Annotated in this window: 14 protein-coding genes; 5 read left to right on the top strand and 9 right to left on the bottom strand. The window is 50.2% G+C overall.

Annotated elements, in window-relative coordinates; all coding sequences use genetic code 11:
- Positions 1-223 precede the first annotated feature (223 nt).
- Complete coding sequence (locus ACOQOZ_RS12545; RefSeq protein WP_420588512.1) at positions 224-1,018, top strand: hypothetical protein; 795 nt, start codon at positions 224-226, stop codon at positions 1,016-1,018.
- Here ACOQOZ_RS12545 and ACOQOZ_RS12550 read toward each other — a convergent pair.
- Positions 992-1,849, bottom strand: a complete 858-nt coding sequence (locus ACOQOZ_RS12550; protein WP_420588513.1) for a type 1 glutamine amidotransferase domain-containing protein — start codon at positions 1,847-1,849, stop codon at positions 992-994. The two genes, ACOQOZ_RS12545 and ACOQOZ_RS12550, sit on opposite strands and share 27 nt — an antisense overlap.
- 145 nt (positions 1,850-1,994) lie before the next feature.
- A complete protein-coding gene (locus ACOQOZ_RS12555) occupies positions 1,995-2,672 on the bottom strand; it encodes a zinc metallopeptidase (protein WP_420588514.1) in 678 nt (225 codons plus the stop codon).
- 129 nt (positions 2,673-2,801) lie between these two features.
- Between ACOQOZ_RS12555 and ribA the strand changes: the two genes are divergently transcribed.
- Entirely contained in the window at positions 2,802-3,434 is a 633-nt protein-coding gene (ribA, locus tag ACOQOZ_RS12560) for a GTP cyclohydrolase II (protein WP_420588515.1), read from the top strand.
- Positions 3,435-3,445: 11 nt separating this feature from the next.
- On the opposite strand, the gene ACOQOZ_RS12565 is transcribed toward ribA, so the two are convergent.
- The 7 genes from ACOQOZ_RS12565 to ACOQOZ_RS12595 form a co-directional block, all read right to left on the bottom strand.
- Positions 3,446-3,832, bottom strand: a complete 387-nt coding sequence (locus ACOQOZ_RS12565; RefSeq protein ID WP_420588516.1) for an adenylate/guanylate cyclase domain-containing protein — start codon at positions 3,830-3,832, stop codon at positions 3,446-3,448.
- Positions 3,832-4,884, bottom strand: coding sequence for an adenylate/guanylate cyclase domain-containing protein (locus ACOQOZ_RS12570; RefSeq protein WP_420588517.1), 1,053 nt, complete (start codon positions 4,882-4,884; stop codon positions 3,832-3,834). The genes ACOQOZ_RS12565 and ACOQOZ_RS12570 overlap by 1 nt, the downstream gene beginning before the upstream one ends.
- A gap of 77 nt (positions 4,885-4,961) precedes the next feature.
- On the bottom strand, positions 4,962-6,308 hold the full coding sequence (locus tag ACOQOZ_RS12575; RefSeq protein WP_420588518.1) for a response regulator: 1,347 nt from the start codon (positions 6,306-6,308) through the stop codon (positions 4,962-4,964).
- The gene (locus ACOQOZ_RS12580; protein WP_420588519.1) at positions 6,302-7,927 is read right to left on the bottom strand and encodes a sensor histidine kinase; all 1,626 of its coding nucleotides are present in this window, start codon (positions 7,925-7,927) and stop codon (positions 6,302-6,304) included. The genes ACOQOZ_RS12575 and ACOQOZ_RS12580 overlap by 7 nt, the downstream gene beginning before the upstream one ends.
- Before the next feature lie 109 nt (positions 7,928-8,036).
- Positions 8,037-9,908, bottom strand: a complete 1,872-nt coding sequence (gene dxs / locus ACOQOZ_RS12585) for a 1-deoxy-D-xylulose-5-phosphate synthase (RefSeq protein WP_420588520.1) — start codon at positions 9,906-9,908, stop codon at positions 8,037-8,039.
- Positions 9,909-10,099: 191 nt separating this feature from the next.
- Positions 10,100-10,978: a (2E,6E)-farnesyl diphosphate synthase gene (gene ispA, locus ACOQOZ_RS12590; RefSeq protein WP_420588521.1), complete on the bottom strand. Its 879-nt coding sequence runs from the start codon at positions 10,976-10,978 to the stop codon at positions 10,100-10,102.
- Complete coding sequence (locus ACOQOZ_RS12595) at positions 10,978-11,229, bottom strand: exodeoxyribonuclease VII small subunit (RefSeq protein WP_420588522.1); 252 nt, start codon at positions 11,227-11,229, stop codon at positions 10,978-10,980. Before ACOQOZ_RS12595 ends, ispA begins: the two co-directional genes overlap by 1 nt.
- A 178-nt stretch (positions 11,230-11,407) precedes the next feature.
- Here ACOQOZ_RS12595 and pomA point away from each other — a divergent pair, with 178 nt between their 5' ends.
- Genes pomA through ACOQOZ_RS12610 form a run of 3 tightly spaced genes read left to right on the top strand, consistent with a single transcriptional unit; the run spans position 11,408 to position 13,787 of the window.
- A complete protein-coding gene (gene pomA / locus ACOQOZ_RS12600; RefSeq protein ID WP_420588523.1) occupies positions 11,408-12,163 on the top strand; it encodes a flagellar motor protein PomA in 756 nt (251 codons plus the stop codon).
- Positions 12,164-12,205: 42 nt separating this feature from the next.
- Entirely contained in the window at positions 12,206-13,183 is a 978-nt protein-coding gene (locus ACOQOZ_RS12605) for a flagellar motor protein MotB (protein ID WP_420588524.1), read from the top strand.
- 31 nt (positions 13,184-13,214) lie between these two features.
- Positions 13,215-13,787 carry a PilZ domain-containing protein gene (locus ACOQOZ_RS12610; protein ID WP_420592416.1) on the top strand — a complete coding sequence of 191 codons (573 nt, stop codon included), beginning with the start codon at positions 13,215-13,217 and terminating at the stop codon, positions 13,785-13,787.
- Positions 13,788-13,947 lie beyond the last annotated feature (160 nt).

A 13,947-nucleotide genomic window follows, 5' to 3' on the forward strand; every position in this document is an offset into this window, starting at 1 on the left:
CAAACCTCCCAGGCAGCTTAAACAGAGTTATAGAGTGTCTGTAACTCTGGCCGCAATCTCCCTGTAGCAGCAAACCCGATGGTAAACAGGGAATGTGACAATTGTACGACCGAGTTGGATAACCCGATTGATCTCGGCAATTTGCCTGATTGTATGACGGCGCAGTCTGCCTAATATCATGCAGCCAATATCAGATGGGCGTCATCGCGCAGGGAGTCAGATCATGGAACAGCAACCAGATACCGTAATGGATGAACAGCAGGCACAGCAGCTACTCGGCACACTGAGCCGCCATCGCGACGACATCCGCGCCGCTTATCTGCATCAATATCGTAGCTGTGCACTGGAATTAACCCGTGCCGATACCCGCAGTGAACAGGAGCAACTGGAGTTTCATTTAAGCCAGCTGCGCCAGGCACAGAGCCTGCTGTTGGGCGAAAGTTTGACCACTCCGGTGACTGACAGTGAAAAAGTCAGCACGCTACACCCCGTCAAGCAGCTGCCCAACATTCTGCTGTCTTCCACACTGGTATTACTGATTGCCCTGCTGGCCGTATCTGGCTCACAACTCTGGAGTCAGTCGCAACATTTACAGCAACTGCAGCTGCAACTGGGCGACTTAAAAGATCAGCGCCAACAGCTTCAGCAACAGCAATTGGCACTGCAGCAAACTCTGACGCACAGCCTGCAGCAACAAAACGAAGAGCGCCTGCGCTGGACCAATATCAATCAGCAACAACAAGATCAGCTGCAGCGACAACTGAGCCTGATTGAACAGCAGCAGCTGGCATCCCAGCAACTGCAGCAATCGTTAGCCCGGGTTGATAAGCAGCTGTATGTTGAACGTAATCAAACGCTGAAACTGCAACAACAAATCGCCCGGCTGAACCAGCAGTCAGAGGTACTGATCGACGAATTATGTGCCGACAGTGCGACGACCAGCCCAGCCATGGATGACGAGATGTTTCCGGCTTATATGAACCGCTGCCGGTTATTGTGGAGCCTCGCCAGCGACTAGTTGTGGAGTCTCACCAGCGACTAACTGCAGCAGCTTATAAGCCACTTCTTCACCGGCATTCTGGTTCTGGCCCGTCACAATACGGCCATCAACCACTACGTGATTAGACAGAATATCCAGCAGCGACCAGTCGGCTTCATACAAAGCACCGGCTTTACGCAGTTCATTCTCAGGATGCTGAGGTGTTTCAGTCACAAACAACTGGGCAATCTGACGATCGGATACCGCAGTTAATCGTGTGCCTTCCACCAGCAAAGAGCCATCTGGCTTGTGCGCCTTTAATAAACCCAGTGGGCCATGACACACCGCACCAATTGCTTTGTTTTGGGCATAGGCCTGAGACATCTTGTCTGCCAGCACATCGGAATACCCCAGATCGTACGCAGCTCCCCAGCCACCCGCGATATAAACAATGTCGTAATCGCTGATATCAACATCGTCGATCTTAATAGAATTCTCTACTTTGGCCTGAAAAGCATCGTCCTGCTGATAACGCTGATCCGACTCGGCGATGACGTACCAGGAGAACGACACCGGATCGACCGGAATTGCGCCACCCTTGATACTGGCAACATCCACCTGCAAACCACTGTCCTGGAAAACGTAGTAAGGGCCGGTCATTTCCGAAGCAAAGACGCCAGTGGCATCACCATCTTCACCCAGCGTTGCCTGACTGGTGGTAATCACCAGCGCCCGGCCTTTAGTGAAGCTCAGCTGCTGTTCCGGTTCGTAATGTGGGTGATATCCCATCAGGTTGAGTGGCGTATTGGTGGCACATGCAGACAGCAGTCCGGCTGCGAATAACAAGCCGAATCTCGCAAGGATTTTCATGGTGAGTTCTCGTTTCTTATGAATAGTCAGTTAAAGCAGGCCGTTCGACCCAGTTCTGAACCAATCGTTCCATTACAAGCAAAATCAATCAAGGTCATTACAGGTCAGGATAAGGGGCAGAAAGTTTCTGTTGCCGTAAAGCGGGCTAACGCCGCAGATAACGCAACCAGCGCCAGATATTCAACAGACTGGCCAGCGACCCGGCAACGTAGGTGAAAGCGGCTGCGCGCAGAATCTGACGAGCCGACTGCATGTCCTGCTGATTAAAGTATTTACCTTCCTCCAGCAGTGGTAAGGCCTTGTTAAAGCTGGCATCCCACTCCACAGGCAACGTCAGAAAGTGCATCAGCGTACCCAGCAGCATTGCTCCTACGGCAGCGAATAACGCCCAACGTGACGCTCCCGGAGCAACACTGATCAGCATTGGCGCAACAACCAGTGCCAGCGGCGCCGTTTTTTGTGCCCAATAAGCGATATGCGCCAACCGGGTCCGGCTCTGAAACAGGGTTTCTTTTTTATGGTGTTGTAACGCATGACCCACTTCGTGAGCAGCAACCACAACAGCTGTGAGGCTTTTACCTTCAAGCTTATCTTTAGTCAGCCGCACCGCCCGACTCTGTGGGTCGTAATGATCGCCCTGATCGGTTTCTTCGACGCTGACATCATCGATCGCCAGTTTTGCCAACAAGTGATTAGCCATTTCACCGCCATTACCGGGAAAGTCATCGCGCTGACCGCTGTGTTTCTTCAACACATGCTGTACCCAGATACCGGGCAAGCTCAGGGTCAGCAGCAATGTCAGGAACAAAATAAACCACAACATATCAGCGCACTTCTATCCGTTCAGTTAGCCATGAGACAATCAATTCTATCGCTAAATTAGTCACAAGGCTGCTTCACTGTTAGAATACGCGCCCTGTTTTATACGCTGGATAGTCCAGAGGTTAGTACTTTGACCATTAAATTCATCGCCTCATCCAAACTGCCAACACCCTTTGGTGTTTTCACCATGCATGGCTTTGAAGAGACAGCAACAGGCAAAGAACATGTGGCGCTGACCATGGGTGATATCGCAAGCGGTGAACCGGTTCTGGCTCGTGCACATTCCGAGTGTCTGACTGGCGATGCATTATTTTCGATGCGTTGTGACTGTGGTTATCAGCTGGAAGAAGCGTTGCGTTCAGTATCAGAAGCTGGCCGTGGCGTGGTGTTATATCTGCGTCAGGAAGGTCGTGGCATTGGTCTGTTGAACAAGATCAGAGCGTACAACCTGCAGGACCAGGGTGCAGATACCGTTGAAGCCAACGAACAGCTGGGTTTTGGCGCCGATATGCGTAACTACTCCATGTGTCAGCCAATGCTGGAAGAACTGGGTATTAAGACCATTCGTCTAATGACCAACAATCCGCGTAAAGTGAAAGCACTTGCGGATGCCGGCGTGACCATCGAAGAACGTGTTCCGCTGCAGGTAGGCCGTAATCCCCACAACGATGGTTACCTGAAAACCAAAGCCAGCAAGCTTGGCCACTTTTTACCGAAAGACGGTGAAGAATCACTGGTCAGCCATCAAGACGACGAAGCCTGAACTCAAACGATTCAGTCGGTGGTAAATAAATCCACCGGCTGAGCCAGGCCTTTTAACCCGAAAGCTCCTAACTGGCGACTCCCGGCAACATGCTCCGCAACTTCTTTGCTGAACAGCAGTGGTGCCACCCCTTCTTTTTTACACTGACCTTCAATTCGCGCAGCCATGTTAACGGTACTGCCCATCACCGTGTATTCGACCCGCTCGCTACTGCCGATACAACCTGCCACCACATCACCAAAATGGATGCCAATACCGTTCTCCAATGTGACCTGAGACTCCGATGCCAGGCGCTGATTGTAGCTCGCCAGACGCTGACGCATTTCCGTCGCCGCAGCCACCGCATTATTACAAACCTGCGCGTCACTCTGTTCGTCGGTTAAGCCAAAGACCGCCATCACTGCATCGCCGCGACTACGCCGTTATGATTCTGAATCGCACTGACCATCTCGGCGAAATAACCATTTAACAGGCTCACCAGTTTTTCCGGTGCCATGGTTTCAGTGATCGCGGTAAAGTCGCGGATGTCACACATTAAAACCGCTACCTGCTTATGCTCACCGACCTGAGTTAAACAGCCATTCTGCTGTTGTTCTGCGCTGGCGATCACCTGCTCAGCAATTTGTGGATTAACAAAACGACCAAACAAATCACGGATCTGTTCGCGTTGCACCAGGCCGTGGGCCATCTGATTAATTCCCTGTGCGACCCGGCTCAGTTCATCTGCACGGCTGGTATCCAGCTTTACCGAAAATTCTCCGTCACGAATGGTCTGCAGCGCTTTCGATATTTCCTGAGTATCCTGGCGCAACGTGCGACCGTATTGCCAAGCAACTAAGGTAGCCAACAGGAAAAACACAGCCACCAGAAAACTGACTTCGTACGCCACCATCGGTGTGGCATAGCCTTCGCTGACAAAACGAAACGCCATAATGGCCATCACCAGTCCGGGAACCAGAGCAAAAATGGCAATCAGCTGCATCAACCGGCGGGAGATGTGTTCCACCCGATTCCCCATGGCATTAACACCTTGCTTGCGGCAATAGCGCTCCACGGCCATATGGTCGACCTGAGCCAGAATACCCGCGCCCAAGGCCCAGTAACCCACCAGCAGCTTCAGATGACTTTCGACGGGAAAATCAGGGTATTTCCAGGCGTGATAAAAAGACGCAACAGCACCAACCACCAGCCAGGAAATTACCGAGGCTTTTTGTGTCACCAGTACCGGCGCTTGTTCATCGCGTTGGCTGAAATACAAAAACAGATATTCACGTAACCCCAGTTGCAACAAAGCAACCGCCATCAATCCAACCATAATCTGTTCAAGACTAATACTGGATAAAAACGGGCAGACAACCTGGCTGTATAGCGCCAGGAATAAAACCGCAATAAAAGGGATAAGGTGCAGGCGAATTCTGAGTTTGCCCGGAACGGTAATACTGGGGTTCATAATGAACGACCACGAATATGCAGGATGACTTCAGACGCCATACTAACCAGAAAATTCCCGGCAGCCGAACAAAAACATCAGACCAGAGATTCTGCGTTTTCACTGCGATGGATATGCAGCAGAATCTGATGCCCTTCAAACTGGCGTGCCAGCATCTGCAGTTTATCCACATGACGTTGATTAAGCTGGGTATCGGCAGACAGTAATACCACCCCCGCCGGGCTGATCAGATTATCTGCCAGTACCATACCTTCGCGGGCATCGGTAATCGGAATACGTTCCATATTGGAAACCAGACCGCCGTCGAAATCTTTCAGTGTTTCCATAAAAATATCCACCAGCTCACGATCGTAACGCTGGCCCGACATTTTTAATAAATACGCCTGGGCATCGGCAATCGATAATTTCTGGCCGAGAAAATTAGGCTCACTCTGAATTTCAGCATAATCACTGACGATTCTCAGCATACGTGATTCTTTGGGGATAGCTTCCGCCGCCAGCCGATCCGGAAAGCCACGACCATTGTACAATTCGGTATGAGAACGAATGATATTGGCGGCGTTCTGCAGTGGCTCCAGCATCATGAGTGATGTTTGTCCGTTAATACCAAAGCGGGCAAATTCTCGTTTTTCACTGGTGCTCAACTGCGTCAGTGATTTGGTCACTACGGAGTCCGATAAACTGACTTTGCCAAAGTTTTTTAACAAAGCGGCATAATACAGATCCTGAATGGCCTCACCTTGTAAGCCACCGAATTCAGCAAAACTTTTTGCCAGCCGGGCAAGCTGTTCTGTACTGCCTTCGTCTTCACCGAGCCGGGCCTCAATCATCCCGACCAGGATATGCACCATGCTGTTAAATTCCTGATGCAGACTGCGATACGCTTCGCGTAGTTTTCCTTCAGTTTCACCAACCTGCTCAGACTTTTCCTGATATTTTTCTTTCAGCTCTGAATTAAGGCGCTCCAGCTCTTTATTTTGTTCAACAATATGGGCGTTCAGGGATTGATTAGCCGATTTCAGATCTCGCAGATCCAGTGCTTCAATAACCAACGCCCTTAACTCATCGTTATCCCAGGGCTTGGTGACATAGCGATAAATACGTCCTTCATTAATCGCACTGACGGCGGACTCAAGTTCAGAGAAACCGGTTAATAAAATACGGATCATCTCCGGCCATTTCTGATAACAGTTTTTTAATAATTCAGCACCAGTCATACCCGGCATACGCATATCAGAAATCACCAGGTCGTAACTTTCCTGATTCAGTAACTGCAACGCTTCATCACCACTGGCAGCCGCTTCAACATTGTAATGACGACGGAATAAACGCTTCAGCGCCTGACGTACCGGTTCCTCATCATCAACAATTAAAATGCTGCCGCGCTTTTCTTCCAGGTAGGTATTATTTTCCTGGCTTAACATGTTTCTCTCCCTTCATGCTCCATCGGCAGGTGAATGCTGAAACTGGCACCGTTACCCGGCGATGTTTCCAGATCAATCCAACCACCGTGCTCAGCAACTAATTTGTAGCACAATGCTAATCCCATCCCGGTACCATTAGCGGCATCTTTGGTGGTGAAAAATGGTTCAAACACCTGATTAGCGATTTCTTCCGGAATCCCCGGACCGTTGTCTGAAATTTCCAGCACAATGCTGTTACCTTCGATTCGTTCAGACAAACAAATTTCACCGCCGTCATCCTCAAGCGCCTGAATGGCATTAACAATAATATTGGTCAGAACCTGAGATATCTGAGAGGAATTGCAGTACAGATCCGGCAGGTCGATCAGAAAGGTTTTTAATTCAATACCATCCTTGATCCGGCTGGAGGCAATATTAATGACGCTGTCGATATCGTCATTTATATTGCTCAGTTTTTTCTCACATGCACCACTGTTACTCAGACGTTTCATGTCCTGAATAATTTTCCGCACCCGTTCGATACCGGTAAGGCAATCTTCCAACCGCAGCGGCGCTTCGGCCATCGCATCCTGTACATGTAATGTTTGGTACGAGGCCAGTAGTTGTTGATAAAATTCCGAACGAATATCAAGATGATCAGACGCTTTATCCAGAGTATTAATAAAATTACGCAGCGCCTGCATATCCACTTCCAGCTCACGCAAGTTGCTACCGATATAAGCAACCGGGTTATTAATTTCGTGAATAATTCCGGCGGATATCTCGCCCAGGCTGGCCAGACGTTCGGAAAACTGCATCTGACTTTTGGCGCGTTCCAGCGAGCGATTCAGGTCCTGCAGTTCGTAATTCTTTTTAAGGAATTCTTTCTGATTTTGTGCCGCAACCTGCATCTGATGCGACAAAATATGATTGGTTTCCTGCAACTCATGCTGCACATCCGTTAGCTTCTGGTCAGCTCTTACCAGGTCGGTTTTCTTTTTATGCAGCAGTGACAACATCATCCACATCAACACGCTGGCGATTATTGCAGAAATTCCGGCGTACACTCCCAGCGACATTTGTGTAATCAATGACTGACGATCAAACAGTAACGACAGGTCGGTGAAGATAAATTCATCCTGGCGATAAAGATCCCAACTGCTGCTGTCAGACAGCTGAAAAATCGGCTGATCGCGATATTGCAGAGAAAATGGAATATCGCCATAGCCCAGATCGTCACACAATGCCTGAATCCAGGCCTCGGCATCAAAGATTAAGCGCTGGTTGCCGGCACTGGAAGCAAACTGCATATCCACAGTGCCATTCTGACTCGCCGCAGGAATAACATTTAAAGCCAGGTTATCGAGATTAATCTGCAGCTGCCAGGCCTCACGGGTCAGTCGTTGTGAGACGAAGGGTTCGAGATTCGCGGGTAACTGCAGCTCTTCAGCATCCAGCTGTTCCCGCACATGGCTGGCCAGCTCGTAAAAGTCCTGCAGCGCGCGGCTGTGAATCTGCTCCAGCAGATGGTCGGCAATATGCTGATCTCGGCTGTATTCCACCGCCGCCAGCAACACATAGGCAACCGCGCCAAATACAACCGTTAAGAGAAAATTAGATGTGTGTGTTCGCCATAACACATGACTGTACCTGATAACTTTATCCTGTTATCAGTTAAGCAGCTGAGGGCAAAAAAACGAGCGACTCAGTTAAAAGTCAGCCCGCTTTCTGAGAGAAATCAAGCCAGCCTCAGAGCGACTGTTCAATCTCGCGTAAAATCGCCGCCGCATCCAGGCCACAGCTGGCCAGCTGTGCCGCAGGCGCCGCATGCTCAACGTAAGAATCGGCGATACCAAGGCTCTTACACGGGGTGTTGATATTTTCACTGGCCAGATATTCCAGCACTGCACTGCCTGCACCACCGGCCAACGCGTTTTCTTCCAGAGTGATTAACAGGTCATGCTCTGCAGCCAGTTGTTGTATCAGAGCTTTATCCAGAGGTTTCACAAAACGCATATCTGCAATGGTGATGTCCTGCTGTTCAGCCGCTTGTAATGCGGCCTGCATCGGAGCACCAAATACCAGCAGAGCAACCCGTTGCCCTGCTTCAGCCTGAGACTGACGACGGATAAACCCTTTACCCACTTCCAGCTCAGCCATGTCACTGTCCGGTACCACCCCCATGCCGGAGCCACGCGGGTAACGCACCGCCGCTGGCCCCTGATAGTGATAGCCGGTGTACAACATCTGGCGACATTCATTTTCATCCGACGGCGTCATCACCACCATATTAGGAATACAACGCATATAGCTGAGGTCGTAAGCGCCATGGTGAGTCGGGCCGTCTTCGCCGACCAGACCGGCACGGTCAATGGCGAATAAAACATCAAGATTCTGTAACGCGACATCGTGAATCAGCTGATCGTAGGCACGCTGCAGGAAGGTCGAATAAATCGCAACCACAGGTTTAGCGCCTTCACACGCCAGACCCGCAGCCAGGGTTACCGAATGTTGTTCAGCAATAGCGACATCGAAATAGCGTTGCGGATACAACTCAGAAAAACGAATCATATCTGAACCTTCACGCATCGCTGGCGTGATACCCATCAGACGGTCATCATGCTCAGCCATATCGCATAACCAACGACCGAACACATTGGAATAGGTTGGTTTGCAGACTCCGCCACTGGCAGCGTTTTGCTTCTTCAGTGCGTGGTATTTAATCTGATCATTCTCTGCCGGAGCAAAGCCTTTACCTTTTTTGGTAATCACATGCAGGAACTTAGGTCCTGGCAGTTTTTTCAGATTTTCCAGTGTATGCACCAGTTCATCGGTGTCGTGGCCGTCAATCGGACCGTAATAGTTGAAGCCCAGTTCTTCGAAAATAATTCCCGGAGCAACCATGGCCTTCATATGTTCTTCGGTTTTACGGGCAAGTTCCCAGCCAGCCGGCAGTTTGCCCAGAACCTTTTTGCCACCTTCACGCAGCGTGTTGTAAGTCTGGCTCGACCACAAACGGGTGAAGTATTTGTTCAGTGCGCCAACGTTATCGGAAATGGCCATATCGTTGTCGTTAAGAATCACCAGCAGATCGGACTTCTCATGACCGGCGTGATTTAACGCTTCAAATGCCATACCGGCAGTCATGGCACCATCACCAATAATGGCGACTGCCTGGTTGTCTTTGCCCTGAGCTGCCATTGCCAGGCTCATGCCCATAGCAGCACTGATGGAGGTACTGGAGTGACCAACACCAAAGGTATCGTATTCACTTTCGCTGCGCAGCGGGAAAGCTGCCGGACCATCTTCGGCACGGATCTTGGTCATCTGCTCACGACGACCCGTCAGAATCTTATGCGGATAAGCCTGATGACCAACGTCCCACACCAGTTTGTCGTTGGGAGTATCAAACACGTAATGCAGCGCGGCGGTTAATTCCACCACACCCAGGCCTGCACCGAAGTGTCCACCAGACTGACCAACGCTGTAGAGTAAGTATTCACGTAACTCAGAACACAACTGCGGCAGTTGCTCAACAGTCAAAGCACGCAGGTCGGACGGCACTTCAACAGTGTCGAGCAACGGCGTAGACGGTCTGGAGCTTGGAATCTCAGTAAACATCAGCTAATCACGAATCCGGTAGTGGGCTTATTGTAGTTGCCGGAAAGCGCCTGTGGCGAGTCCGGCGGGGAGAATTATCGCCCATAAAAAAGGCGCACATTCTAACGTTTCGTGCGCCCGATGAGTAGGTTTACTTAGGCAATAGTGTCGTAAATGGACTGACTGTGATGACCGCCAGTTGCCGGATAAGGTCAGTGATCGCGCTCAATAATATATTGTGCCAGCGCCGCCAGAGTCGAGCTGTCGCCCGGTAAGGCCCCCAGTGCCTGCTGAGCCTGCTCCACCAGCTCACGCGCTTTCTGTTTAGCACCATCCAGTCCCAGTAACGCCGGATACGTTGGTTTGTTCAGAGCAACGTCTGCGCCCTGGGCTTTGCCGAGTGTCTCGGTATCACTTTCGATATCGAGAATGTCATCCTGCACCTGAAACGCCAGGCCAATGGCTTCTGCATAAGTACGCAATGCAGCGGCAATTTTATCGTCCAGCGTTGCCGATACCGAATAAGCGCCCATTTCTACTGCCGCCAGAATCAACGCTCCGGTTTTATGGCGATGCATATTTTCCAGCTCTGCCAGGGTCATCGATTTACCAACGTGGTTGAGATCAATCGCTTGCCCGGCAACCATACCAGCACCACCGGCGGACTGAGCCAATAAGCGGATGAGCGTCAGTCGCTGAGGATCACTTGTTGGCGCGCCGGCGAGCACTTCAAAAGCTGCGGTTAATAAGCCATCTCCCGCCAGAATGGCAGTCGCCTCATCAAATGCAACATGACAGGTTGGTTTACCACGACGTAAATCATCGTCATCCATCGCCGGTAAATCGTCATGTACTAATGAATAGCTATGCACCATTTCCAACGCACATGCAGCGACATCTGCCTGTTGCCATTCGCCCCCCAGGGCTTCTGCGGTAGCGTAAGCGAGAAACGGGCGTAAACGTTTGCCGCCATTTAACAAACCATATTGCATCGCATCCGCCAGGCGCTGATCAGCCAGCTTTAACGACGCCAATGCCGACAGCAACTGTTCTTCAATACGCTGCTGTGCGCTTGCTAACTGCTGCTGCATTACTGCTCTCCGCCGTTAAACGGATACGCCTGGGACTGACCATTCTGCTCCATCAGAATCTGCACCCGCTGTTCTGCCGATGACAACGCCTGCTGACATTGTTTTGTCAGACGTACGCCCTGTTCAAATGCCTGTAAGGAATCCTGTAGTGATAACTCACCACTTTCCATGCGCTGTACCAGTTGCTCAAGCTGTTGCAGAGCCGTTTCAAATTCGAAGTTATCGGGAGTTGCCGGGGTTTGTTCAGTCATATCCGCACGCCTGTTTAGAGTGCGGCAACACTAAACCCAGGCGCATCAGAATGCAATTATTCGGCTTATTGCGAATCCGGACAGGAAGAACCGCAAAGTTTGACTAAACTTCAGGAACAACAAACTGAGTTTCAATCTCAGACCTGTCTCAATCCAATGGAAAGCGCAAGGAGCAGTAGTGGATCTCGCAACCCTGGTCGGACTTGTCGGCGCCTTTGGTATCGTAATTTATTCGATGGTACTTGGCGGCGACATCAGTATGTTTGTAAACGTACCGTCGCTGTTGATTGTTATTGTCGGCAGTTTGTTTGCCGTAATGATGAAATTTGAACTTGGTCAGATTCTTGGTGCCGCCAAGATTCTCGGCAAAGCCTTCTCTTTTAAACTGAGCAAGCCAGAAGCCATTATTGAAGAAGTGGTCGAACTGGCCGGGCTGGCCCGTAAAGGTGGTCTGCTGTCGCTGGAAGGCAAAGAAGTCAGCGATGATTTTCTTGGCAAAGGCATCCAGCTGTTGGTCGACGGCCACGATCCGGATGTTGTCCGTACTCTTCTTAATAAAGAAAAGAAACTCTCTACCGATCGCCACGACCTGGGCTCCTCTATTTTTCTCGCGCTTGGTGACGTCGGCCCGGCCATGGGCATGATTGGTACGCTGATTGGTCTAGTAGCGATGCTGGCCAACATGGATGACCCTAAGTCTATTGGCCCGGCAATGGCGGTAGCACTGTTAACGACTCTCTACGGCGCCATGATGGCAACCATGTTTGCACTGCCGGTTTCCGACAAACTGAAACTGCGTATGGATGAAGAGGACCGCCTTAAATCCATGATCATTGATGCTCTGCTGGCAATTCAGAGCGGACAAAACCCACGCGTCATCGAAACCATGCTGCAGTCCTACATTCAGGAAGGCAAACGTGTTGTTTCTGAATAATCAGGCAAACACCGGATAAGTTAATAAAAGGCAAAACGCAATATGTCCGCTGAAGAAGAAGAATGTCCTCCCTGCCCCGCGGGGATACCAGCCTGGGTAATGACCTTCGCAGACTTAATGTCTCTGCTGATGTGTTTCTTCGTACTGCTGCTGTCGTTCTCGGAAATGGATGCGCTGAAATTTAAACGTCTCGCCGGTGAATTACGTGAGGCATTTGGTGTGCAGACACTAATTAACGTCAGTGATCCTCCAAAAGGAACCTCGGTTATCGCGCGGCACTTCAGCCCATCGATTCCGGAGCCTACGCCAATCAATGAAATCCGACAGAAAACCAGTGATATCACCAAAAGTTCACTGGAAGTGTTGTGTCAGGACGAAGTTACCCAACAGGAAGAATCCCAGGGTGAAGAAGGCAAGCTGACACGCGAAGTTGTGGTGCAAAGCAGTGAGCTGGAAACTCAGAAAACAGAAGAGGAAGCCATGGAAATGGCTGCTCAGCTGGAAGATGAAATCGCCGAAGGTCAGGTGGAAATAGAAACCTCCGGTAAAAAAATCATTATCCGTATTCAGCAACGTGGCGCATTCCGTTCCGGTTCGGACTATATCGAAGATAAATTTTTACCGGTTATCGACAAGATTCGTGAGGTACTGGTCACGGTACCTGGCAAAATTTCTGTCGAAGGTCACACCGATGATATTCCGATTCAGGGTGGCCGCTTCCGTTCAAACTGGGGACTGTCGACTGCTCGTGCTGCAGCATTCGCAGAAGAGCTGTTTATTGCTCCGGAAATGGATGAAGAGCGTTTCCAGATTGTTGGTCACGCCGACAAAGTGCCATTAGTTGAAAACGTCGACGCTGAGTCCCGCGCTCGTAACCGTCGCGTTGAAATCATTATTTTGCGCAAGCGTGAAGGCGACGATGACGATAAGCCTGAAATTAAAACCGACGATAACCGTGTAGAAGAAGCATTAAATGCCAAACCAGAAGATTTCGAATTACGTCCGAATGAAATTTTCTAAAGCGCTTATAAAACAGGAAGAACATAACGTGATGGAAGATAGACGCCGTTTTTTTCGTCTCGATGACGAAGTTGTACTGGATTTCCAGACCATCAGCCGCGAAGAAGTATCGGCCTGGAAGGAAAGACATCAGCAACATAAAGACGAACTGAGCCAGCTGGAGCAGGACATCGGCAATCACATCAGTCAGATGAAGTCTCAGGACCCGGCCATCGCACGACTGTTTGAGTTATTTAACCAGAAGATAAACCTGCTCGGCAGCAGCCAGCTGCTGGGCGCTGCCAAGCGAGATATGAGCGCAACCGAAGCACGCACGCGGATTAACCTGAGTGCTTGTGGCATGGCGTTTTATACCCATGAAAACGTCGATAAAGATGACCATTTACTGCTGCATATGCAGCTTAAACCGTCGAATGCAGAACTGTCTCTGACAGGCACCATTGTCTCGATTGAAGAAAGCAAAACTCCGGAAGAGCCAAACCTGGTTCGTATCGACTTCTCAGATCTGAAAGAAGCCGAGCAAGAGGTATTAATTCAGCATCTGTTCCAGCTGCAGAATCGCCACCTCAAATTACGTAACGAAGATTCGGCTAACGATGCCTGAACTCGAACGTAAGCTCTGTTGACCACGGGCTTTCCGACGCCGGCAGTACTTTACCCGGCGTCAGAAACCTTATGACTTCCTTGTGCCGTTCCTCTCCGTAAGGCCGGTTCACATCCTCAATCACATTTTTGGTTATAATCTCCTTCTTTGTTTTCTGAGT

The organism is Bacterioplanoides sp., from assembly GCF_965219715.1.
Taxonomy (GTDB): Bacteria; Pseudomonadota; Gammaproteobacteria; order Pseudomonadales; family Oceanobacteraceae; genus Bacterioplanoides.